Annotated in this window: 26 protein-coding genes; 10 read left to right on the top strand and 16 right to left on the bottom strand. The window is 63.4% G+C overall.

Annotated elements, in window-relative coordinates:
• Positions 1-149: 149 nt before the first annotated feature.
• The 4 genes from ABEA06_RS02610 to ABEA06_RS02595 all read right to left on the bottom strand — a co-directional run bounded on the left by ABEA06_RS02610 (position 150) and on the right by ABEA06_RS02595 (position 4,943).
• Positions 150-2,369, bottom strand: coding sequence for a catalase (locus ABEA06_RS02610; protein ID WP_345310480.1), 2,220 nt, complete (start codon positions 2,367-2,369; stop codon positions 150-152).
• Positions 2,370-2,442: 73 nt separating this feature from the next.
• Positions 2,443-3,102, bottom strand: coding sequence for a hypothetical protein (locus ABEA06_RS02605; protein WP_345310479.1), 660 nt, complete (start codon positions 3,100-3,102; stop codon positions 2,443-2,445).
• A gap of 26 nt (positions 3,103-3,128) precedes the next feature.
• Positions 3,129-3,878: an alpha/beta fold hydrolase gene (locus ABEA06_RS02600; RefSeq protein WP_345310478.1), complete on the bottom strand. Its 750-nt coding sequence runs from the start codon at positions 3,876-3,878 to the stop codon at positions 3,129-3,131.
• A 9-nt stretch (positions 3,879-3,887) separates the two neighbouring features.
• Positions 3,888-4,943, bottom strand: a complete 1,056-nt coding sequence (locus tag ABEA06_RS02595) for a GlxA family transcriptional regulator (RefSeq protein WP_345310477.1) — start codon at positions 4,941-4,943, stop codon at positions 3,888-3,890.
• A 374-nt stretch (positions 4,944-5,317) separates the two neighbouring features.
• On the opposite strand from ABEA06_RS02595, the gene ABEA06_RS02590 reads away from it, so the two are divergent.
• From ABEA06_RS02590 to ABEA06_RS02580, 3 genes are all read left to right on the top strand, one after another.
• On the top strand, positions 5,318-5,986 hold the full coding sequence (locus ABEA06_RS02590; protein WP_345310476.1) for a dihydrofolate reductase family protein: 669 nt from the start codon (positions 5,318-5,320) through the stop codon (positions 5,984-5,986).
• A gap of 82 nt (positions 5,987-6,068) precedes the next feature.
• Positions 6,069-6,497, top strand: coding sequence for a hypothetical protein (locus ABEA06_RS02585; protein ID WP_345310475.1), 429 nt, complete (start codon positions 6,069-6,071; stop codon positions 6,495-6,497).
• An 8-nt stretch (positions 6,498-6,505) separates the two neighbouring features.
• Positions 6,506-6,712: a hypothetical protein gene (locus ABEA06_RS02580; protein WP_345310474.1), complete on the top strand. Its 207-nt coding sequence runs from the start codon at positions 6,506-6,508 to the stop codon at positions 6,710-6,712.
• Positions 6,713-6,761: 49 nt separating this feature from the next.
• On the opposite strand, the gene ABEA06_RS02575 is transcribed toward ABEA06_RS02580, so the two are convergent.
• Complete coding sequence (locus ABEA06_RS02575; protein WP_303383176.1) at positions 6,762-6,986, bottom strand: hypothetical protein; 225 nt, start codon at positions 6,984-6,986, stop codon at positions 6,762-6,764.
• Between the two features lie 302 nt (positions 6,987-7,288).
• On the opposite strand from ABEA06_RS02575, the gene ABEA06_RS02570 reads away from it, so the two are divergent.
• Positions 7,289-7,450, top strand: coding sequence for a hypothetical protein (locus tag ABEA06_RS02570; protein WP_303383177.1), 162 nt, complete (start codon positions 7,289-7,291; stop codon positions 7,448-7,450).
• Positions 7,451-7,462: 12 nt separating this feature from the next.
• Entirely contained in the window at positions 7,463-7,630 is a 168-nt protein-coding gene (locus ABEA06_RS02565) for a hypothetical protein (RefSeq protein WP_303383178.1), read from the top strand.
• A gap of 117 nt (positions 7,631-7,747) precedes the next feature.
• Here ABEA06_RS02565 and ABEA06_RS02560 read toward each other — a convergent pair whose 3' ends face one another.
• The 5 genes from ABEA06_RS02560 to ABEA06_RS02540 form a co-directional block, all read right to left on the bottom strand.
• Positions 7,748-7,906 carry a hypothetical protein gene (locus ABEA06_RS02560; protein WP_345310473.1) on the bottom strand — a complete coding sequence of 53 codons (159 nt, stop codon included), beginning with the start codon at positions 7,904-7,906 and terminating at the stop codon, positions 7,748-7,750.
• A 41-nt stretch (positions 7,907-7,947) separates the two neighbouring features.
• Positions 7,948-8,508, bottom strand: coding sequence for a dihydrofolate reductase family protein (locus tag ABEA06_RS02555; RefSeq protein ID WP_345310472.1), 561 nt, complete (start codon positions 8,506-8,508; stop codon positions 7,948-7,950).
• Positions 8,509-8,592: 84 nt separating this feature from the next.
• A complete protein-coding gene (locus ABEA06_RS02550) occupies positions 8,593-9,102 on the bottom strand; it encodes a nucleoside deaminase (RefSeq protein ID WP_345310471.1) in 510 nt (169 codons plus the stop codon).
• Between the two features lie 42 nt (positions 9,103-9,144).
• The gene (locus tag ABEA06_RS02545; protein ID WP_345310470.1) at positions 9,145-10,713 is read right to left on the bottom strand and encodes a nucleobase:cation symporter-2 family protein; all 1,569 of its coding nucleotides are present in this window, start codon (positions 10,711-10,713) and stop codon (positions 9,145-9,147) included.
• Between the two features lie 278 nt (positions 10,714-10,991).
• Positions 10,992-11,609: a mycothiol transferase gene (locus ABEA06_RS02540; protein WP_345310469.1), complete on the bottom strand. Its 618-nt coding sequence runs from the start codon at positions 11,607-11,609 to the stop codon at positions 10,992-10,994.
• Between the two features lie 35 nt (positions 11,610-11,644).
• Here ABEA06_RS02540 and ABEA06_RS02535 point away from each other — a divergent pair, with 35 nt between their 5' ends.
• Positions 11,645-12,604: a helix-turn-helix transcriptional regulator gene (locus ABEA06_RS02535; RefSeq protein WP_345310468.1), complete on the top strand. Its 960-nt coding sequence runs from the start codon at positions 11,645-11,647 to the stop codon at positions 12,602-12,604.
• A 9-nt stretch (positions 12,605-12,613) separates the two neighbouring features.
• Here the strand turns inward: ABEA06_RS02535 and ABEA06_RS02530 are convergent, their stop codons facing one another.
• The 3 genes from ABEA06_RS02530 to ABEA06_RS02520 all read right to left on the bottom strand — a co-directional run bounded on the left by ABEA06_RS02530 (position 12,614) and on the right by ABEA06_RS02520 (position 14,857).
• The gene (locus ABEA06_RS02530; RefSeq protein ID WP_303383185.1) at positions 12,614-13,108 is read right to left on the bottom strand and encodes a methylated-DNA--[protein]-cysteine S-methyltransferase; all 495 of its coding nucleotides are present in this window, start codon (positions 13,106-13,108) and stop codon (positions 12,614-12,616) included.
• On the bottom strand, positions 13,105-14,598 hold the full coding sequence (locus tag ABEA06_RS02525) for an AlkA N-terminal domain-containing protein (protein WP_345310467.1): 1,494 nt from the start codon (positions 14,596-14,598) through the stop codon (positions 13,105-13,107). Before ABEA06_RS02525 ends, ABEA06_RS02530 begins: the two co-directional genes overlap by 4 nt.
• Positions 14,599-14,668: 70 nt before the next feature.
• The gene (locus ABEA06_RS02520; RefSeq protein WP_345310466.1) at positions 14,669-14,857 is read right to left on the bottom strand and encodes a hypothetical protein; all 189 of its coding nucleotides are present in this window, start codon (positions 14,855-14,857) and stop codon (positions 14,669-14,671) included.
• Positions 14,858-15,004: 147 nt separating this feature from the next.
• Between ABEA06_RS02520 and ABEA06_RS02515 the strand changes: the two genes are divergently transcribed.
• Complete coding sequence (locus tag ABEA06_RS02515; RefSeq protein ID WP_345310465.1) at positions 15,005-16,027, top strand: NADP-dependent oxidoreductase; 1,023 nt, start codon at positions 15,005-15,007, stop codon at positions 16,025-16,027.
• Positions 16,028-16,149: 122 nt separating this feature from the next.
• Here ABEA06_RS02515 and ABEA06_RS02510 read toward each other — a convergent pair whose 3' ends face one another.
• The 3 genes from ABEA06_RS02510 to ABEA06_RS02500 all read right to left on the bottom strand — a co-directional run bounded on the left by ABEA06_RS02510 (position 16,150) and on the right by ABEA06_RS02500 (position 17,969).
• Positions 16,150-16,680, bottom strand: a complete 531-nt coding sequence (locus ABEA06_RS02510; protein WP_345310464.1) for a hypothetical protein — start codon at positions 16,678-16,680, stop codon at positions 16,150-16,152.
• A complete protein-coding gene (locus ABEA06_RS02505; RefSeq protein WP_312396820.1) occupies positions 16,673-17,422 on the bottom strand; it encodes a glycosyltransferase family A protein in 750 nt (249 codons plus the stop codon). Before ABEA06_RS02505 ends, ABEA06_RS02510 begins: the two co-directional genes overlap by 8 nt.
• Before the next feature lie 94 nt (positions 17,423-17,516).
• The gene (locus tag ABEA06_RS02500) at positions 17,517-17,969 is read right to left on the bottom strand and encodes a pyrimidine dimer DNA glycosylase/endonuclease V (protein WP_345310463.1); all 453 of its coding nucleotides are present in this window, start codon (positions 17,967-17,969) and stop codon (positions 17,517-17,519) included.
• 116 nt (positions 17,970-18,085) lie between these two features.
• Between ABEA06_RS02500 and ABEA06_RS02495 the strand changes: the two genes are divergently transcribed.
• From ABEA06_RS02495 to ABEA06_RS02485, 3 genes are all read left to right on the top strand, one after another.
• Positions 18,086-18,760: a DedA family protein gene (locus ABEA06_RS02495; RefSeq protein ID WP_345310462.1), complete on the top strand. Its 675-nt coding sequence runs from the start codon at positions 18,086-18,088 to the stop codon at positions 18,758-18,760.
• A gap of 40 nt (positions 18,761-18,800) precedes the next feature.
• A complete protein-coding gene (locus ABEA06_RS02490) occupies positions 18,801-19,205 on the top strand; it encodes an SdpI family protein (protein WP_345310461.1) in 405 nt (134 codons plus the stop codon).
• A gap of 119 nt (positions 19,206-19,324) precedes the next feature.
• A complete protein-coding gene (locus tag ABEA06_RS02485; protein ID WP_345310460.1) occupies positions 19,325-19,951 on the top strand; it encodes a TetR-like C-terminal domain-containing protein in 627 nt (208 codons plus the stop codon).
• Positions 19,952-20,031 lie beyond the last annotated feature (80 nt).

Here is a 20,031-nt window from a genome sequence, read left to right as displayed (position 1 = left end):
CCCGGGGTGCGTGGTCCCGGCTGCACATGGCCGCGCCAGCTGCGACGACGCCGCTCACGGACTCCCGTAGTCATCTCACCCCCGGGCGTATAAACGCCTGCCGCCCCACTGAAAGTCAGTGGGGCGGCAGGCGTTTACGGTGGGGTGGCTTAGGCGAAGCGACCCGTGGTCGGGAAACGGTCCCAGGCGCGGTGCTGGCTGAGCAGCGCCATGATGGTCTTGAAGACCTCCACGGGATCGCTGCCCGTTTCAACGCCGGCACTGTCATCGAGCTTGAGCGTGGTCAACACCTCGGCGCCGGAGCCCCAAGCGCCCAGTGCCTTGGCCTGACGCCACACTTCCTGCAGGAGCAGGGCAACGCGGGGGTCGAGACCTTCGGGCCCGGCTGCGGCGGCCTTGGCGTCCAAACCGTGGTGGGCGTCGTTGCCGGGGGCCGCGTTGGAGGCGACCAGAACGGCGTCGAACTCGATGGAACGCGCGGTCAGGTAGGTGCGCTGGGCAACTACACCGCCCCCGACCTCGCCACCGGTGGGCGCAATGACCAGCGGCACCATGTCCGCCTCGTCCACGGCAATGATGAGGCTCTTGAGCGCGGCCACGTCAACGTCCGGACCCACAACAATGCCGATCTGGCGGCCCTCGGTGGGCCACGTCTTGCCCACCTGGGTGAACGCGGCGGAGGGCTCGACGTCCTTGGCCGGAGCTTCGGTGGGCTCCGGCTCGGGCAGACCGAGCATCGTGGCCACGTTGCGACCCAGGTCCGGATCGATCGAGGCCAGGTGACGGAGCTGGCGCACGCGAATGTTCTCGTCCCAGCATTTGCCGAGTTCGAAAGCGTAGGCCTGCGCGGTGTGCTCACGCTCGACTTCCGACAGCGACAGCCAGAACAGACGCGGGTGGCTGAAGTGATCCTCGAAGGACTGCGGGCGCTTGCGTTCCTTGACGGATGCGGCCACCGGCTGCGGGTAGTCAATGAACGGGCGGGCGTCCGCGGGAGTCTCGAACGGGTTACCGCCGTCCAGCGAATTGGGACGGTAAGGGGCCACGCCACCGTGCACCGCGGTCTGGTGCATGCCGTCGCGCAGCATGTCGTTGACCGGGGCGTGCGAACGGTTGATGGGTAACTGGTTCCAGTTGGGGCCGCCCAAACGGGTGATCTGGGTGTCCAAGTAGGAGAACAAGCGGCCCTGCAGCAGCGGGTCGTTGGTGACGTCGATGCCGGGGACCAGGTTGTTCGGGTTGAACGCGATCTGTTCGGTCTCGGCGAAGTAGTTCGTGGGGTTCTTGTCCAGCGTCATCAGGCCGATCGGTTCCACCGGAACGAGTTCCTCGGGCACGATCTTGGTGGGATCCAGCAGGTCGATGCCCTGGAAGGTCTGGTCATCGTTGTCCTCGAACACCTGCACGCCCAATTCCCACTGCGGGAAGGCGCCGGCCTCGATGGCATCAGCCAGATCGCGGCGGTGGAAATCGGGGTCCGCGCCGTTGATGAGCTGAGCTTCTTCCCAGGTCACGGAGTGCACGCCCAAGCGCGGCTTCCAGTGGAACTTCACCAGCACGGTTTCCCCGCCCTCGGCGATGAGGCGGAAGGTGTGCACACCGAAGCCCTCCATCATGCGGAAGGAGCGCGGGATGCCGCGGTCGGACATGTTCCACAGCGTGTGGTGCTGGGCCTCGGTGTGGAGGGACACGAAATCCCAGAACGTGTCGTGGGCGGACTGAGCCTGCGGGATCTCGCGATCCGGTTGGGGTTTGGCGGCGTGCACGACGTCCGGGAACTTAATGGCGTCCTGGATGAAAAACACGGGCATGTTGTTGCCCACCAGGTCCCAGTTGCCCTCGTCCGTGTAGAACTTGGTGGCGAAACCGCGGGTGTCACGGGCCAGGTCGCCCGAGCCGCGGGAGCCGAGAACCGTGGAAAAGCGCACGAAAACCGGAGTTTCCTTGTCCTTGGCGAACAGACCGGCCTGGCTGATCTTGGATGCTGTGCCGTAGCCGCGGAACGTTCCGTGGGCGCCGGCACCGCGGGCGTGCACCACGCGCTCGGGGATGCGCTCGTGGTCGAAGTGGGAGATCTTCTCGCGGAAGTGGTGATCCTGCAGCAGGATCGGGCCGCGGGCCCCGGCCTTCAAGGACTGGTCGGAGTTGGTCAAACGAGCGCCGTGAGCGGTGGTGAGGTACTCACCCTGCTGGGCATTCGCGGTCTTCGGCACACCGGTCTTCGCGCCGGTGGGTGTGACCGTTTCCGGGCCGGACTGATCGGCCTTGGGGGGAAGCGGCGGGCGGGGAGTCGTGGGTTCTTCAACGGATGCCGGTTCGACGCCGGGGACACCGGGGACCTGCGGAATGTTGTTCTCGTTCGTGGACAAAACAGACCTCCTAGGACTGAAAAGGATCAGTACCTTTTGTCTACCAGGTTCCGGCTGCGATTTGGCAGGCTGCTTAGGGAATGTGCGGATTATTCCCAGGGCGGACGTGGACGCGCACAGTGCTCGTCAAAGCCGTGAGGCTCGGTTTCCGTGGCGTTGAGCTGAACCCGAAGTCCGGCGGCGGCGTCACCTCCGTCAAAGTGCCCAGAGTTGCGCCGTCCCAGGCCGCGGTCGACTCGCTCAACCCGTGGAGGTCACTCGCCGAGTACCACTCGAGCCGGTCGTTGCCCGCGGTTCCCACCGTGCGTACGCCGGGCATGATTCGACTGGCGACGAGGTCGCTCGCTCGCGTGAACATCAACGTGCGGCTGAGCGGGGTGGGTACGGCCCGTAAGGCGTATCCCAGGGGATGCCGCGGGCCCACGATGAAGTTCCAGGTGAGGGGGCCAGCTTTGATGGTCCATGTGGAGTTCTTGGTGGTGCCGGTGCGCTGGACGTCCACGGGGACGATGCGGACGTCGTCGAACGTGTAGGTGTTCGCCACGAAGTCCGCGACCCACTCATCCGGGGCGAGCAGCTCGCGGCGGCCGTCCGGGTGGGCGACCATGACGTCCGCGAACGGACCGTGGGGTGTGCGGGTCCAGCAGCCGAGTACCAGGCGGGTGCCGCCGGAGGTGCCGGCCCCGGCAATGTGGCCGTGGAAACGGTGGCGGGCGGAGCGGATGTGGGTCATGGGGACAGCGTAGGGGTAGCGGGTGGTCAGTCGAGCGACTGGACAAGTTCGGTGATCAGCTCGATGACGTCCCGGGGGCGTTCGAGCATCGGCCAATGGCCGGAGTCCATGATGCGGATGTCCCACGTGGCCGCGTCCGGTGTTCGCAGGACGGCCGGGATGTTGGTCGCGGCAGAGGCTACGAAAAGCGCTTTCTGCTGGGTGACGGGACGGTCCAGGCGAACGGGGTCGAGCACGGTGTGTCCGGGGTGCGGGGTGAATCTTTTCAGGAGGAACTTCCTGTCCTGCGGAGTGAGCCCCGGTTCGAGCTCCAGCGCTTGCGGGGGTGGCGGTGCCCAGTGGAAGGGGTGACCGTGACCGTTCTCGATATCGGATCGTTCCCGGGCGCGCTCGGCCGGGTCCGAACCCCAGTCGTCGATCAGGCTGCGTCCGTTGATCGGTAGGAAACTGTCGAAATGAAGGGACGAGATCACGCGGTCCGGCAGGCGGTCCGCGACTTGGCCGACAACTATCCCGGAATAGGAATGGCCCACCAGAACCACGGGCCGGTCCGGCCATTCGAGAATGACATCGGCGACCTGGGTGACATGTCTTTCGAGCCGGACGGAACTGACATGGTGCGCCACGGCCCCGGGTTCCAGGCCACCCAGGGTGAGGGACGCTGCCTCCAACCCTTGAGCACGGAGCTGGTCGACCGTGGGTTCCCAGATCCACTCACCCATCCAGGCCCCGGGGATCAGAAGAATGCGCGGTGCGGTGTTGTTGTGGATGCTCATGTCTGAAGATTAGATCCGTGCATCCGGTGACCGGGCGGTAGCCCGCTGGCTCGTCCAGAATCCTGGGTCATTCGTCTCAGCGCTCCATCCGCTTTGCGAGACTGGACGGCCGACCCGATCCCGATACGCACTGGGCGAGGTCTCGTACTGACTCACGAAACTCTGGCGGAGTGCTTCCACGGACCCGAAACCGCAGCGGCGCGCGATGTCGGAAAGGGGTAGGGCGCTGGCGTCGAGAAGTCTTGCGGCGGCGTCGTTACGTATCCGACGCACAAAACGGGCCGGCGAATCGCCCAGGCGCGCATCGAAAAGTCGGGCAAGGTGCCGTGGGCTCACACCCACGTGATCGGCGACGGCAGTGATGGTGAGATCGTCGTCCAGATGAGCGGTGATGAAGGCGACCGCCGCGTGGACGATCTCACTGCCCTCGCCGGACGTGACCGTGAACATGCTCATTTGCGCCTGGTTACCCGGCCGCTGCAGGTAGGTGACAAGGTCACGGGAGACCTGGCTCGCGAGCCCCACGCCGTGGTCCTCCTCGATGAAGGCCAGCGTCAGATCCAGCGCGCTGGTGACCCCGGCCGCGGTGGCCACCGAGCCGTCGCGGATGAAAATGGGATCGGGATCCACCGTGACCCGCGGAAACTTGCGGACCAGGTCGGCGGCGAATCGCCAGTGGGTGGTAGCGCGCTTGCCGTCCAAGAGGCCGGCCGCGGCCAGGATGGTGGCGCCCGTGCAGACTGAGGCGACCCGACGGCTTGCATCCGCCAGCCTCCGCACGTGCCGCAGCAGCGGCTCACTGTCAGCGGCGCGCAAATGCCCCACGCCACCGGCCACGATCAGAGTGTCGAGGGGGCCCAGCAGATGCTCGACGGCGCCGTGCGCCTGCAACGTCAGGCCGGTATCGCACCTGATGGGTGCCCCGTGAAGGCTGACGACCTGCACCTGATACGGATCACTCAACCGTCCGATGAGGTTGGCCAGGTACAAGGGTGTGGTGATGCAGGCGACGTCCAGAAGTTCGGTGTGGTCGTAGGCGATTACTGCGGTCTTTCGAGCGGCCATCAGATTCCCCCGTCCGAAGCGGTAGGACGAGTATCCCAGGATTCCGGACGGGATATAAGAGCTACCGGTCGGATACCGTGCGCACGCTCCTAACCTCCAAGCATGAACACGCATACCGTCACCGCTCAGCGTTCAGAGACGCCAATGGCGCCCCGGCCCGTTCTGGGGGCCCTCGTAGTCGTCATTGTTGCCATCCGGTTGCTGTCCGAGAATGTCGCCCTCGAACTGACGGTGTTCGCCGCCGTACGCGGTCGTGTCGCGGTCGCTCGCCGAATGGTGCGCCGCCCTGGATCTGACCCTCGGGGCCGGAATGCTTCTGATGCTCGTGTGAGCGGGCAGCCGGTCGATCCATGACATATCAAAGGAGACCCGTTATGACTCGTGTTCGTATGAGCTTGTTCATTTCGCTGGATGGATACGCCTCGACCACCGGTAGTTCGCCCGAGAATCCGATGGGTGTGGACTGGGAGCGTCTCACGGAGGCCTATTCCAAAACTCGCACGTTCCGCAGGTTAGTTTTCGGCGATACCAGCGGCGCGGGTACCGGTGGCCTTGATGACTATTACGCAGCCGAAAACGTCAAGGGCATCGGTTCCGAGATCATGGGTGCCGCCATGTTCGGCCTGCACTCATTTCCTGAGGATCCGGACTGGAAGGGTTGGTGGGGAGACGAGCCACCCTTCGGCACACCGGTGTATGTACTCACTCATTCCGTGCCCCGATCTCCCATTCCAATGGCGGGAGGCACAACTTTCCACTTCCGGAATGTGACCGTTCAGGACGTTCTCGCCGAAGCGACCGAGGCCGCACACGGGCTGGACGTACGTATTGGCGGGGGAATCCGCACCGCCCGGGAATTCCTGCGCGCCGGCCTGGTGGACCAGTTGCACCTCATGGTCGCACCGATCGTCCTCGGTAGAGGAACTCAGCTGTATGACGGACTTCAGGGACTGGAACTCACCCACAGCGTGGCGTCGCAGGTGGCCGAGAGCGGGACGATCCATGTCACATTCACCCGAAGAGACCAACCATTGTTCAATTAGACCGATAGGTCTAAAATTCGACCAAGCGGTCAGCTCCGTTCGCAAGGGGCCGACCCCGCGCATCCGTTAGGGATGATTCGTGATGAGTGCACTATCCGATTCTCCGCAATATCTCATTGGCCCCCAGCTGTATCCCGCCTTCACCGGGCTCACGCGGTGGATGCTTCCCACGGTGCTGGTTGGCGCAGCCGTGGTGAACGCGGCGGTGTACCTGGCCACCGAACCTACGCCCGTCATCGGGGCTTTGATCGTGATCACGGCGGCGAAAGCCGTCGTGGCAGCGATGCTCACCGTGGCGATCCTGACAGCACTGTTCGCGGTTCTCGAACGTGTGCTGCCACCGGAGCAAGTGGCCCGATTGGTACATGCGGAGCCGATCCGCGTGCGGGGCGTCCACAGCCACAACCGGAAGTCATGCACATCTCATGGCCACCTCACCCAGGCTGCCGGGGCGCTGGTGTTCATTGTGTTTCTTGCGCTGAGGTGTGGAAAGTCCATACCCCAGGGCTGACCACGCCCATGCGCCTTGCGGGTCTCGGAGTCACCTTTGCCTTCTCGGTATTCCTCAGCGCCGCGGTTCTCACTCAGGACATCATGGATCCCGCAATTCTTGACGACGCCGCATGGCCCCGAGCTTCCTGGCTCGACCCCGCCCTGGTGGTCGTGATCTGGATGCTTGCGCTGTGGAACATCACAAGACGGAGGATGGCCCCCACTCCGATGTGAACCGGGGCGAGGGCCATCTCATGGCGCTAGGAGAATCTGGCGTTGTTGATTACTTCTTGGACTGGCTCTGCTCGTACTGAGCCAGGGCGAGCCCGACCGTCATGAAGGTGGGCGTCCAATGGCCGATGAAAATACCCCATCGATCCGACTGGGCCTTGGAGTCATCGGGCTTCACGCGGGAAATCCCCCACGAGAGGAAAGACAGGCCAATGGTTCCCAAACCTGCGGCGTATGCGTGCTCTGAGCGAATCCCGACGTCGTGCAGCGTTTTCATGATCATGAATTTGCCTCGATCTGCTTGGTGTTGCGGTAGCCCCCGGACGGGGGTCCACCCGGTTGTCGGAGTGGGTGACTCCGGCATTGGTATGGGTGCTGATATTAAAAAAATCTCAACACTTTGAATCGTAGATCGGCACCGCGTTCTTGCCAAGGGGTCCAGATGAGAGTGCACCTTCCTGTTTCTCCGAGTCACCACGTGTTCCTGCCGCTAAGTGATTGACAGCACCCTTATGGGAGAGGATCCTCAGTTGGGATACACGGTTCACAGACGTCAAAACGCTAGCTGGAGGAGTATCCATGAGTGAGGTAGGACGCAACGAGGACCCGGATTCGGTCAACCAGGTTGATGCCCAGGAGCAACGGGATAAGGCTGCAGCCCAGGCTGACTCGGAGGAGCAGCGGGAATTCTACGAAGGTCAAACGGGGGAAGAGGATCTCTCCCAGGGATACGGACACTGAAAGGTAGGCACCATGCAGGCACAGAACAACGGCAAGCCGGGTGAAGATTCAATCAAGATGAGCCCCGAGGAAGAACGAGAAGAACTGAGCAGCCGGACTGAGGCAGACGCCGAGCCCGCAGACGAGGGCGTTGGTGCCATGACGGACAACAAGGACGTGGACCCGGCCACGGAGAACTAATTCTGGTCGACGCTGCCATGGTCCCGCCATGAGCACTCTCGTGGTTCTTGGCGGGACCGGTGTGGCGGCTTGCTGTTGGAGTCGAGTTCAAAATCTATTCCGGCTTGCGAGCCACAATCACCGGTCCAGTGAATGATGTGCCCCGGCGGCACCGGACACGTGGCGCTCGCGGACATCGTCGACCAGGATGTGCCAACCTGGGTGCGTGAAGTACCGGGCAACATCTTGTGGCATCACATAGTCCGCGGGATCGAAACCGTGAGGGTCGTCATCCATGAGGTGATACACGAACATCTTCTGCGTAGGGCGAGCGGTGGCTATGCGCCGGGACTCGACCCCACGACGTCGTACGTGATTTCCACGAACTGGCCGACTGTCCGCGCACCCTTGAGGGTTAAACGGTTGGGATACACGGTGCGCGGAAGGAGTGGTTTTCCACTGTCGAGGAATGCCGGCGCGAGCGTCATGATGATGCGATCGAGAGCGCCGGCGTCCAAGAACTGGCCGACCAGGTCCCCACCGCCCATGACCCATACAGTGCCGTGGCCGGCGGTTTCCGTGATCGTGGGAAGCGCCTCGGGGACGGAGCTGTTCAGGAACCGGACATCCGCACCGGGAGGCGCGGGAAGATCACGGCTCGTGAATACGTAGCTGGGTCGCTCCCCGAAGAATCCGGTCCATTTCTCGGGGTGCTTGAGCATGTTCTCGGTGTTGAGCAACCATTCATAGGTTGACGAACCCATTACGAACACGGAGACGGTCCGGGTGAAAGGCTCCATGTCCGGAGCCTCGCTCTTGACCTGGAACAGCCATTCAAGTGAGTCATGGGAATCGGCCAGGAATCCATTGGCCGTGGTGGCTGTGTTGAAGATGAACATGGGGTCAAACCTCCAAAAGAAGCTATGTGTGGACCTCTAGTGTCCGCCCATGCTCAGACACCGCCACGATCAAGAGGGCGATGGTCAGTACTCGGCCCGCACCGGGTTTGCCGCCCACGCTTCGAACGGCGCCTTGCGGTTATCCACTGCGATGTGGCGGACGGGAACCAACCTGTCGCGTTCGGCGGGGGTGGCCGTGAAGAACTCGTAGAACACGGCGTCGTCGAAACCGCCCTCCGCGGCGTCGTGACGATCGGCCGCGAAGTAGACCGCGTCCAGGCGCGCCCACAGGGAGGATGAGAGGCACATGGGGCATGGTTCGCAACTGGTGTAGAGCACCGCGCCGGACAGATCGTGCGTGCCCAGCGCCTTGCACGCGGCCCGGATGGCGCAGACTTCGGCGTGGGCGGTGGGGTCGTGGTCGGCGGTCACGCGGTTGACGGCCGTGAAATGCTGGCCGTCCGCGGTGACGACCACCGCCCCGAAGGGCCCGCCGTCAACGGAGGCGTTCTGCGCGGCCGCTTCAATGGCGGTCCGCAGGTATTTTTGAATGGTCGCCTCATCCGGGGCCGATGCGTTGGATGTCGGAGTCATGATGCTCACTTTCAATCGTTGTGCGGCGCGGTGGTCGCAAAATCACCGGGAGTCGTTTTTGTAAATCCTGCGGATTTGACCGGTGTCCGTGAGTTCGCCGGTCTCCACGCGACGACGGACCTCGTCCGCCAGGTGGTCATCGACCGCGGCGATTTCATGGCCGTCCGCGCTGATCAGGCGCCCATTGACCAGGGTGTCCCCTTCTCGGAGTCCCTGGAGTACGGATTTGGGCAACACGCGCGGCGGGTACGCGGCAAAGGTGGACGCGCCGGGGCGTGACCCGAAGGTGAGCTCGTTGAACAGGATGTTGAGCAATACGGCGGTGAGCGCGGCGGCACTGATTCCGGATCCCAGAACCACCTGGACCCAGGACGGGAACTGATCATAGAAAGTGGGCGAGACCACCGGGATCAGGCCCATGGCCAGCGAGACGGCCACGATCATCAGGTTGAGACCCGACCGGTAATCCACGCCGGTCAGGGTGCGGATTCCCGACGCCGCCACGGTCCCGAACAGCACGATGCCCGCACCTCCCAGCACGGGCGAGGGGACGGCCGCCACCACGCGTCCGAGCACGGGCAGCAGCCCCAGCACCACCATGATCACCCCGGCCCCGGCCACGACGAAGCGGCTGCGGATGCCCGTGATCGCCACCAGACCCACGTTCTGCGCGAAGGCCGTTTGTGTGAAGGTGTTGAACAGCGGGGCCACCGTGGATGACAGCATGTCCGCGCGCAGACCGTTGGCGATGCGTTTGGAGTCCACACCGGTTTGGGCGATTTCCCCCACGGCCACGATGTCCGCGGTGGTTTCGGTCATCGTAACGATGATCACGATGAGCATGCCCAGGACGGCCGATGCAACGAACAGCGGCGCGCCGGATTCGAAGGGGGTTGGCAAGCCGATCACGGGTCCTTCACCCACGCCGGAGAAGTGTGCGCGGCCCAGCAGGGCCGCCACGGCCGTGCCGATCACGATGGCCAGCAGGATAGACAAGCGTGAGATCCCGGCCGAACCCACTTTGGAGAGCACCAGGACCACCAAGAGAGTGAACGCGGCCAGACCGACGTTGGCCACGGAGCCGTGAGACGGATCGCCTTCGGACCCCAGGGACCATCCCGCGGCCACGGGCATCAGCGTTAGACCAATGGTTGTGATGACCACTCCGGAGACGACCGGTGGGAAGAACCGAATGATCTTCGCGAAGAACGGCGCCAGGATGAAACCGAGCGCGGAAGCGACCAGCACCGCCCCGAAGATGATGCGGAGGCCTTCTTCGCCGGGTGTGCCCTGCAGGACGGCCAGCGTGGTGGCTACGCCCGTGAAGGACACACCCTGCACCAGTGGCAGTTGGGCACCCAGGAAGGGAACACCGATGCTCTGCAGGATGGTGGCCAGGCCACCGATGAATAGCGCGGCCGCCACCAGGATGCCTGTTCCGGCGGCGTCCAGACCGGCGGCGGTTCCGATAATCAGTGGCACCGCAACCACACCGCCGTACATCGTCAAGACGTGCTGGAGGCCATAGGCCAGTGACCGCCCGATGCCCAGGTACTCGTCCTCGGGGCGCTGCGGGGCGGTGGTAGCGGCTGACGCATGTCGGTTTTTCACGAGGCTCTCCGGATCACGGGGTTCGGCTTGTCGGTGCGGAGGCAGCCCGCAAAGCGTACGAGACCCGGAATGCACGGGTCCACGTACCCGCCTTGCGGCTCGCGCTGTGACTTGATTCGTGCCCGGTAGACAGCCTTGTCAAAGGACTCGCCGTGGCGGTTGTGCTGTTGAGCGTAGCCGTGTGGGACTTTGCCGGACAACACTCTATCTTTCCGGAATGTTAATTATGATTTCCGAATTATGAAAAGACGTCCGGCCGGTGGCTCTACCAACACGCATCACCACTCCCGATTCGGGTCCAACCCGTCCACCAAATCGTTCAACTCGTAGGAACCTTTGCCGTCGATCGACTCGCGGATGACGTCCGCGTGCCCAGCGTGGCGCGCGAGTTCACCAATGACGTGGGTCAATGCCCAGCGCGCCTCCCAGAATTCGAGCTCGGGCGGGAACCACGGTGCGTCCGGAATGGGCATGGGAGCGCTCAGATCGGCAATGGACTCCATTTGCCCGGATGCGTACGTCACGCAGCGATCGAAGAACTCGAGTGTCTCATCCACCGTGGCGGGGTGGGCCACGCAATCCTCCATATCCATGTCTTCACCAATGTCCCCCGGGACATCCGGCATGTTGATCTGCTGTGCGGCCATAGTGGACCACCCCGCGGCCACCAGCGCGCAGTGCCGCAACAAACCCGTGAGATTCAGCGACGACGCCGTTGGCGCGGAATGCGCCTGCTCGTTGCTGAGTCCGTAGACGCTGGTGCGCACCTGCGCGAGCTGATGAAGGACATTGGTGATCAGAACGTCCTTTTCGCCGTGTGCCTGGGGAACCAGGAAACCCATGATCTTGCCTCTCTCGAGTGCTTCAACTATTGGTGGGAGCATCGTGGACCCCATTGCGGTCAGATCCTGTCCGCAGTCACACTGAGTGCGTGACGGATCCGACCTCGCGTGCCCTGAAACTGCTGAGCTTGCTCGGCCATCGCACCGTGTGGTCCGGGCCCGAGCTCGCCGCAGAATTGGGCGTTACGCCGCGAACGTTGCGCCGCGACGTCGACCGCGTGCGGAATCTTGGCTACACCGTGGATGCCGAGCCCGGTCAGGGCGGCGGTTACGCGTTACGTCGCGGCCAGGCGCTGCCCGCGCTATCGCTCGATAAGGAGGAAGCGCTCGCGGTCAATCTCGCGCTCACCGGGGCCACGGGTCACGTGGCCAACGCTGAGGTCGTGTCCAGGGCGCTCGCCAAGATTGACGACATTTTGCCTCCAGCTGCACGGCTGAAAGCACGCGAACTGCGTGCATCCACAGATGTGTCCAGGGTGTCGACCTCGGTGGATCCCCAGGTCCTGGCGGATTGCGCGGACGCTGCCAGGCGGCGGCGCAGGCTTCGTTTCAGCTACGTGGACCGGCACGGGGCCCTCACGGAGCGGTGGGTCGAGCCGCACCAGGTCTCGTGTCGCGGGCGCGTTTGGTACTTGGCCGCCTACGACGTCGCTCGCGAGGCTTGGCGGTCCTTCCGCCTCGATCGCATGGCCGACGTGCGGGTGGGTGACTGGAATTTTCACCGCAGGGCGGATGCAGATGAGGCGCTGGAGTCTCTGCGCGAGCCCATGCCATTGGGAGCATATAAGCATCGCGTGGTCATTCACGCAGAATCGGCGGCGGAGGACGCGCCGGAGTACATGCGCTGGGGAAGCAGCGAACTGCGAGAAATCGAACCTGGGGTCTGCGAATTCATCACCGGCGCGGACAGTCCCCAGCAGGCCTCGGAGTGGCTGATCCTGCTGCCCTGCGAGTTCACGGTGATCGAGGACTCAGAGGTTCGCGTTGCGGTAGCGGCGCTGGGGGAGAAACTGCTGCGGGCTGCGGGAAGCGCGCCGTCTGAGCCATAACGGAGTACGTCAGGCGTTTGCCTCACGGTCCAACAGGCTCTGTTTGATGTCGAGCCCCCATGCGAAGCCGCCCAGAGAACCGTCCGTGCGTAGCACGCGGTGGCAGGGCACGAACAGGGCTACGGGATTGCGCGCGCAAATGGACGCCGCCGCGCGCACGGCTGACGGACTCCCCAGGGCACGCGCGAACTGTGAGTAATTCAGTGGCTGTCCGGGCTCGATCCGGCGCAGCGCTTTCCACCCGGCGAGCTGACCGTCGGTGCCGTGCAGTTCTACCTCCACAGTCTCGACGGCGTGCACATCCCCCGCGTAGAAGGCCTCCACGGCGGACGCCGCATCCCCGGGCCCTTCCGCAATGTCGTCCGGGCGATGGACAGGACGGATCCGCGAGGCGGTGTCTTCCACGGACGGGGTCCACCCGGAGGCAATGACCTTCCCCGCCTCGTTGGTGATCACGGTGAACGGCCCGTCCGGCGTGTTCAGTGTCTGGAATGTGGCGGTCACGAGGGGTCTCCTTCGGGCGGCTGTGCGGGCACGGTGGGCGCCCTCCACAGGTGGGTGGTCAGATAACTGCGCCACGGCGAGGAGTGGGTCGACCAGGCGAGTAGGTCGGACGTGTCCGCGGGCAAACCGGCCCGGCGAGCTCCGGCGCGCAGGGCGCCGTCGTCGATCAGGAACACGTCCGGATCGCCGGTGACGCGCATGCGCACATAGTCGGCGGTCCAGGGGCCCACGCCTTTCAACGCGAGTAAGGCCTTGCGCTGTTCGGTGGGATCGTCGCCGAGCCCGAGGCGCAGCTGTCCCGTGGCCATGGTTCCGGCCGCATTGCCGACGGCGTTCCGGCGGGCTTTCGGGCCCCGCAAGACGGTGCTGCCCCGCTCCGCAATGGCCTCCATGGTGGGAAACATGTGGGTGAGCCCGAGCGCGAACTCGGGCGCGGGCTCGCCCAATCCGGTGGTGATTCGGGTGAGGATTGTGCGCGCGGCAGGGACCGAGATCTGCTGGCCGATCATGGTGCGGACCAAGAGTTCATGCGGGTCCATGCAGCCGGCCACACGAATCCCAGGCACCGCTGCCACGAGCGGACGGATGGCGGGCAGGGAGGTGAGGACCGTGTCCACGGCGACCGGATCGGCGTCGAGATCGAAGAGCCGGCGAACGCGAGCCATGAGAATGGGAAGGTCCTGCATCTCGGTGACCCGGGCTTGTAGGCGTAGGTCGCTGCGCGAATCGGGCGGGGTGTAAACCCTGAACCACGCGGGCCCGCCGGGCAGGTTGACGGCCCGCGCGTAGGACCAAGCATCCGCGTGTTCGAGGCCGGAAATGGCGCGCGCTGCAAACCAGGCAAACAGGCCCGGCAGGTCGATGGGCTCCCGATAGCTCAAGCCGATGTCCACCATGGCGGTGTCGGTCTGTGCAGTGCGGTGACCGTGCGCCCGGACCTGCTGTGGAGAGAGGTCGTACACCTCGCGGATAGTGTCGTTGAACTGGCGGATACTACTGAACCCTGCCGAGAACGCGATCTCCGAAATCGGCAGGGCCGTTTGCGTGAGGAGCACCCGGGCCGTTTGGGCGCGGTGGGCCCGGGCGAGCGCGAGCGGTCCGGCGCCCGTTTCCTCGCGGAGGATGCGGGTGAGGTGGCGGGTCGAATAACCGAGTTGCTGCGCTAGGCCCGAAACGCCCTGCTGGTCGATCACACCATCGTTGATCAGTCGCATCGCCCGACCGGCCACGTCCCCGTGAAGGTTCCACTCCGGTGAGCCGGGGACAGCCTCGGGTAAGCAGCGTTTGCATGCCCGGAACCCCGCGGCATGGGCGGCGGCGCTCGCCCGGAAGAACTGCACGTTTTCGGGTTTAGGGGTGCGCGCCGGGCAACTGGGACGGCAGTAGATCCCGGTTGTTTTCACGCCCAGGACGAACTGACCGTCAAAGCGGCGATCGCGCGATTGAACGGCGCGGTACCGCTGGTCAAAGCTCATGTCCTGAAAGTTCATGTCACCACAGTGACATGCTTCCGGACGTGGGACTAGCGGTTTTCGGACACGGGCGCGAAGTAGGGATCGGTCAGTTGTCGAATGGACGGTGGGATTCTCGTGGAGTGTCCCGACCGAACACGCCCACCGCAATCCACGAGATGGCCACAATGGCACCGCCCAGGGCCGCATAGGCCTGGGAGGTGTCAAAGGCTGCAAAGCCCGCCCCGTAGAGAATGGTGATGACCAGGGCAATGAAAGCCAGAGTTTGCCGTTTCATGACTTGAGTGTCCCAACCACTGGCGGGCGGCGCTACTGACAGTTGTCATGATTCGCACGCGGGTTCCATATGCGCTCAGCGCAAGCCCTCACCAGCCCTTGCGCACCCATATAGGGTCTTAACCCCTAACCATTGAGTGGAGAAGTCATGCGCGCGATCAGTTTTTCCAAGTACGGCGGCCCAGATGTCATGAAACTACAAGACTTGCCGCAACCGGTCCCGGAAGCGAATCAGGTTCTGATCCGCGCGGTCACCGCCGGGTTGAATCCCGTGGACGCACTGCAGCGGCAGGGAACTTTCAGGCTGGCGCACCCCTACACGTTCCCAAAGATCGCAGGCAACGAATTGAGCGGAGTGGTCGAATCTGTTGGTTCGCTCGTCCGCGAATTTCAACCGGGTGACCATGTCATGACCCGCACCGGTTCGGAACAATTGAGTGCTCTGGCCGATTACGTCGCGGTGGACCAGGATTTCGTGGCACGAGCACCCCAGAACATCCCACTGTCGGATGCCGCAGCCATCCCGTTGGCGGGCCTGACTGCCCAGCAGGCCCTGGGTCCGGAGCACCTCGGCCTTCAGGCGGGCGAACACCTGCTGATCACCGGTGGGGCCGGCGGTGTGGGGCTTCTGGCCATCCAACTGGCCAAGCTGAAGGGCGCGCACGTAACAACCACGGCGTCGTCGGCGGGTGAAAAGCTGGTGCGCGAGGCCGGGGCGGACCACGTTATCAACTATCGTGAACGGAAAATATCCGACGGCGTCGAGCGTTTCACCAAGGTCCTGGACCTGGTGGGCGGTGACACCGTGACTGATCTGATGGCCGCTGTGGAGCGCGGGGGAGCCGTGGTGAGCATTGCTGGTCCGCCCACCCCCGGAAGTCTGGCCGGAGACACAGACCTTTCCAGGTCCAAGGCCGCGCTGGTGCGAGGCGTCGAGGAGCTACTGAGCTTTAGGATGCGCCGTTTGGCCAAGAAGGCCGGGGTAACGTACGAATTCTTTCTCATGCACCCGGACGGCGCGGGCCTGACCAAGCTGGCCTCGCTGGTGGATCAGGGTGAACTGCGGGCCACAATCGACAGTCGATATCCATTCGACCAGTTCAGGGACGCCTTCGAACAGCTGGAGTCCAGGCGCTCCAAGGGCAAAGTGCTCGTCGAGATCTCCGCATAGTTTGTTCCAGGACGACGACGCTGCGTGGGGCACCCACCGAGGGTGCCCCACGTTTTTACTTTCCGGGGTTCAAAGCGGCGATCGCTGCACCGGGTGAGGTTTCACGGTTGCCGCCTTCTTTCTTAAAGAGATTTCCTGTGAAGTCCCGCCAGGGAAGCACCCAGGACCCCAACGGCCACGTCACTGAGGGTGTCGAGCGGGGGAATATGGATGTCCGGGGTCACGAACAGGAACCCAACGAGCTCCATGAGCTCCCACACCAAAGCCAGCACCAGGCCAATGCCTGAGCCCATCAGAATCCTCCAGCGAGTGGGGAGGGCACCCCGACTCGGGGCGCGGTGGAGCACGAGATTCCAGACGATCAATACCAGCACGTACATGCAGATGAAGTGGATCAAAAGATCCCACCACGAGATTCTGATGTAGAGCTGTTCCGCGGCACTCACCCCGGCAATCAGCATCACCAAACTGGACACGCCCCGCGCGTACCCGTTACGGAAGCAGAGAAAGGCCACCACCTGGCCGAGCCCGGCCAGGAGCAGGACGGCAACATCGATCCACCGCTCTTGAATGCTGTACAGCAGGGCAAAGAGCAGGGCCGAGAAGCACATACTTGAGGCGCCATATTCGCCCACGGGTCGCCGATCAGCCACTCGAGGCGCTCCACCGGTCTCGCATCCGAGCCCATGGTTTTTGGATCGCCCAGTTGGTTTTCATGGTGCTGCGCGCCATGCGAAGTTGTCGCACGATTCGGGAGGGTGAGGCGGCCGCCCGCCAGGACACCAACATCACGTTGCGATGATCCAACCGGATTGTCTGGTTCGGGCCCAGCTGGAAACTGAGGTCGTAGTCGTCATGGATGTCCGCCGACAAATGGACTCGGTCCCGAACCGAATGCCACCACGCAGCGGTCATGGCCATGTTGGACCCCCACAGCGCCACGTGGCCCAGTGCTAACCCAGCCACGAGACGGTACGTATACGAGTACAGGGCCCCCGCCAATCTCCCCAGCGCGGGGTACCGGGGTCCGAACCGAGCGATCCCTGACACTGCGACCACTTGGTTTGCCCCAGTGGAGGAGGCGCAGCGCTCCATGGTTGTCATCATGCGCTCAACCCACTGCGGTGAGGGAATGCTGTCCGCGTCGCAGCGCAGGATCACGGGATGCCGAGCGGCGTCGTACCCCGAGCGGACCGCGTATGCCACACCGGGGATGTCTTCGCGGAAACACGTGACCTCGGGGAATTCACCGAGGACTGCGGCGATGTCGTCCGTGGAGCCGTTATCCACCACGATGATTTGATCCGGAAGGCGGGTCTGACGGCTCAAGGCACGCAGGCACCGATGTAGGTGCCCGGAATCGTTGCGTGTGGGGATGACCACGCTGCACTTCATGAGTCTCCAAGCCGGGGAAAGGGATTACCTGCGACTTTACGTGGGTCATCAACGGTTGTCCCGGCGAGGCCGGCGGAGTTCGCTCACTGCGGCACTATTCGTCCCGTGGCTTGACGCGCTCCCACCTCTCAACGGGTCCATCGACCACGGCAAAGAGCGGATGCGGCTCGGCAATCGTGGTGTCGTCCAGGTGCGCGCGACCCCACTCAGGGTCACGGCCCTCGACTTTGTTTCGCAGAAAGGTGAGCTCGTAGTCGAGTTGCCCAGAAGTCACAGAGATGATGTCCGGGTCGGCGGAACGAGCACGTGAGACGCGGCCGCGGTCAAAGGAGTACCCGCGTCGATCTGCCTCGTCCGCAATTGCGTGCAGATAATCCGCAACTGACTGGAGAGGATCCGACCGGTCCCGGAAGCGCTCAAGCTGAGGGTGGCGGGTATATCCCTTGGTCTCACCTCGTAGGACCTTCTGGGCCAGAAGGGTTTCCCGCCAGCCGGCGACCAACGCGCGGCGGTCCAGCAGCGCGGGATCCAATGACCAAAGTCTCATGAACCCATTGTGCCTGCTCGATCGTCCGCACTTGTCCGCCAGGCATTTCGGGGAAGCTCCTAGCACCCTCGCGTATCATGGGAGCGTTCCCGAACCCCACACAAAGTGAATCCACAATGCCCTTTGCCTCTGTCCTTCTGCCTGCCCAAGCAGCCGGTGGTACTGAACTTGATGGTCTTGCGGGGTGGGTGGTCGACGTCATGGAGGCCATCGGCGCCCCGGGTGCCGGTTTGCTGGTAGCGCTTGAGAACCTGTTCCCTCCGCTGCCCTCCGAGGTCATCCTTCCGCTGGCCGGATTCACCGCGAGTCAGGGCAACTTCTCCCTGGCGGGAGCGATTTTCTGGACCACCCTGGGCTCGGTTGTCGGCGCCATTGCCCTGTACTGGATCGGTGTTGCACTGGGCCGCCGTCGGCTGCGCGTCATTGTGGACAAGATGCCCCTGGTCGATCTCGAGGATCTGGATCGCACCGAAGCCTGGTTCGAGCGGCACGGTAAAGCCACCGTGTTCTTTGGCAGGATGGTGCCGATCTTCAGGTCATTGATTTCCATCCCCGCCGGTATCGAACGCATGTCTTTCCCGCTCTTCGTTGTACTGAGTGCGGCGGGGTCTTTGATCTGGAACACTATTTTCGTGGTCGCGGGGTACTTCCTCGGCGAGAATTGGCATATTGCGGAGCAGTACGCCGGCGTCTTCTCCCGCATCGTGGTTATCGCCGTTCTGGCCTTCCTGATCTGGTGGGTTGTGCGTCGTGTGCGCCGTAACCGGAGAGGCCGAGCGGCAGAGCACTGATCTTGCAGAGACCCGGTCCGAGCAGAAAGCGGGTAAGTCCATGAATCTCATGGGTATTCTGGGAGGCCTGGGTCTTTTCATGATCGGAGGTTTTCATCTCATGATCGCCAAACAGGGTGCGCTCGGGCTGATCGGGCGCAATGGTGCGATCGGAATTCGCACCAGAAAGACTCAAGCTTCCGATGCTGCTTGGGACGCTGCGCATCGTGCCGCGGCGCCGCTCATGCGCACGGTGGGGATTGCGTCGCTCATTTTTGGAGCGGCACTCGTACTTTCGGGATTCGTGTGGCAACAAGAAAATCCGCCAGCCGTCACCATGATCGTCTTTGCGCTGGGCTACGGCGCGGTACTTGTGGGTTCAGTTCCTATAACGATCAAGGCAAATGCAGCCGCGTCCAGAGCACACGCCAACCAGGAGCAGTCGATCTTCTCCGGACGTCGCTGATGTGACGTGCTGCGGAGTGCCCCCAAGACACTCCGCAGCAGCTAGGCGCCGGAGGGTGCGTAGACACGTCTGACTATATATAACACCGTTATTATGCTTCTGACCAGTAGCATGACGGGGTGGCTAGACCCAAGAAGTTTGACGACGAAACCCGCGCCGCGCTGATTCGTGATACCGCAGATCAAATCGTGACCGGCGGAGTTGAGTCCGTGTCCTTGCGTCCGCTGGCGGCCAAGCATGGTTTTTCTACCACGGCGATTTACACCATGTTCGGGAGCCGTGGCGCCCTGATCGGGGCCGTCATCCATGAGTCGGTCCGCAGCTTCATCAAGTCCCAGGAAAGTGTCCCGGTCACTGACGACCCACTGGCCGACCTGTTGGATCTCGGCCGGGCTTACCGTGGATGGGCCCTTTCTTTTCCCGCTCTGTACAACGTCATGATGGGCCGTGGCGGGAAACGCCCGAATATCAATCTTGAGAACTTCACCGAGGACCCTTCGGACGGATTATCCTCCAGGGCCGCTATCGATACTCTGCTTCGGCGCGTGGACGAGTGCATGAAAGCAGGCGTTCTGGGGGATTTCCCGCTCAACGAAGTGGTGTATTCCATCTGGGCAAGTGTGCACGGGTGGGTCTCCATGGAGGCCACTCGGCCGGCCCTGGTCAGCCAGAATTCGGATGAAGCATTCGAACGTTACATGCGGTCCCTTATCCGGGCATGGTCCCCGCCAGCGCTGGTCGAATAATTATTGCGCGCCCCTGGGAGGCGGGGGTAGGTAACTTCGGCTTCTCAAGGCGACCGAGCGCCGTCGTGAAATACTCACTT

This window comes from Kocuria gwangalliensis (assembly GCF_039544365.1).
In the GTDB taxonomy this organism is placed as follows: Bacteria; Actinomycetota; Actinomycetes; order Actinomycetales; family Micrococcaceae; genus Kocuria; species Kocuria gwangalliensis.
The sequence above is the reverse complement of the archived record's forward strand: the minus strand, read 5'-3'. Positions and strand labels throughout refer to the sequence as shown.

Bases quoted from the DNA above. Each gene is read 5' to 3' on its own strand.
- ABEA06_RS02605 (WP_345310479.1), bottom strand. From the start codon at position 3,102: ATGACCCACATCCGCTCCGCCCGCCACCGTTTCCACGGCCACATTGCC.
- ABEA06_RS02600 (WP_345310478.1), bottom strand. From the start codon at position 3,878: ATGAGCATCCACAACAACACCGCACCGCGCATTCTTCTGATCCCCGGG.
- ABEA06_RS02595 (WP_345310477.1), bottom strand. From the start codon at position 4,943: ATGGCCGCTCGAAAGACCGCAGTAATCGCCTACGACCACACCGAACTT.
- ABEA06_RS02590 (WP_345310476.1), top strand. From the start codon at position 5,318: ATGACTCGTGTTCGTATGAGCTTGTTCATTTCGCTGGATGGATACGCC.
- ABEA06_RS02585 (WP_345310475.1), top strand. From the start codon at position 6,069: ATGAGTGCACTATCCGATTCTCCGCAATATCTCATTGGCCCCCAGCTG.
- ABEA06_RS02580 (WP_345310474.1), top strand. From the start codon at position 6,506: ATGCGCCTTGCGGGTCTCGGAGTCACCTTTGCCTTCTCGGTATTCCTC.
- ABEA06_RS02575 (WP_303383176.1), bottom strand. From the start codon at position 6,986: ATGAAAACGCTGCACGACGTCGGGATTCGCTCAGAGCACGCATACGCC.
- ABEA06_RS02570 (WP_303383177.1), top strand. From the start codon at position 7,289: ATGAGTGAGGTAGGACGCAACGAGGACCCGGATTCGGTCAACCAGGTT.
- ABEA06_RS02565 (WP_303383178.1), top strand. From the start codon at position 7,463: ATGCAGGCACAGAACAACGGCAAGCCGGGTGAAGATTCAATCAAGATG.
- ABEA06_RS02560 (WP_345310473.1), bottom strand. From the start codon at position 7,906: ATGGATGACGACCCTCACGGTTTCGATCCCGCGGACTATGTGATGCCA.
- ABEA06_RS02555 (WP_345310472.1), bottom strand. From the start codon at position 8,508: ATGTTCATCTTCAACACAGCCACCACGGCCAATGGATTCCTGGCCGAT.
- ABEA06_RS02550 (WP_345310471.1), bottom strand. From the start codon at position 9,102: ATGACTCCGACATCCAACGCATCGGCCCCGGATGAGGCGACCATTCAA.
- ABEA06_RS02540 (WP_345310469.1), bottom strand. From the start codon at position 11,609: ATGGGGTCCACGATGCTCCCACCAATAGTTGAAGCACTCGAGAGAGGC.
- ABEA06_RS02525 (WP_345310467.1), bottom strand. From the start codon at position 14,598: ATGAACTTTCAGGACATGAGCTTTGACCAGCGGTACCGCGCCGTTCAA.
- ABEA06_RS02520 (WP_345310466.1), bottom strand. From the start codon at position 14,857: ATGAAACGGCAAACTCTGGCTTTCATTGCCCTGGTCATCACCATTCTC.
- ABEA06_RS02515 (WP_345310465.1), top strand. From the start codon at position 15,005: ATGCGCGCGATCAGTTTTTCCAAGTACGGCGGCCCAGATGTCATGAAA.
- ABEA06_RS02505 (WP_312396820.1), bottom strand. From the start codon at position 17,422: ATGAAGTGCAGCGTGGTCATCCCCACACGCAACGATTCCGGGCACCTA.
- ABEA06_RS02500 (WP_345310463.1), bottom strand. From the start codon at position 17,969: ATGAGACTTTGGTCATTGGATCCCGCGCTGCTGGACCGCCGCGCGTTG.
- ABEA06_RS02495 (WP_345310462.1), top strand. From the start codon at position 18,086: ATGCCCTTTGCCTCTGTCCTTCTGCCTGCCCAAGCAGCCGGTGGTACT.
- ABEA06_RS02490 (WP_345310461.1), top strand. From the start codon at position 18,801: ATGAATCTCATGGGTATTCTGGGAGGCCTGGGTCTTTTCATGATCGGA.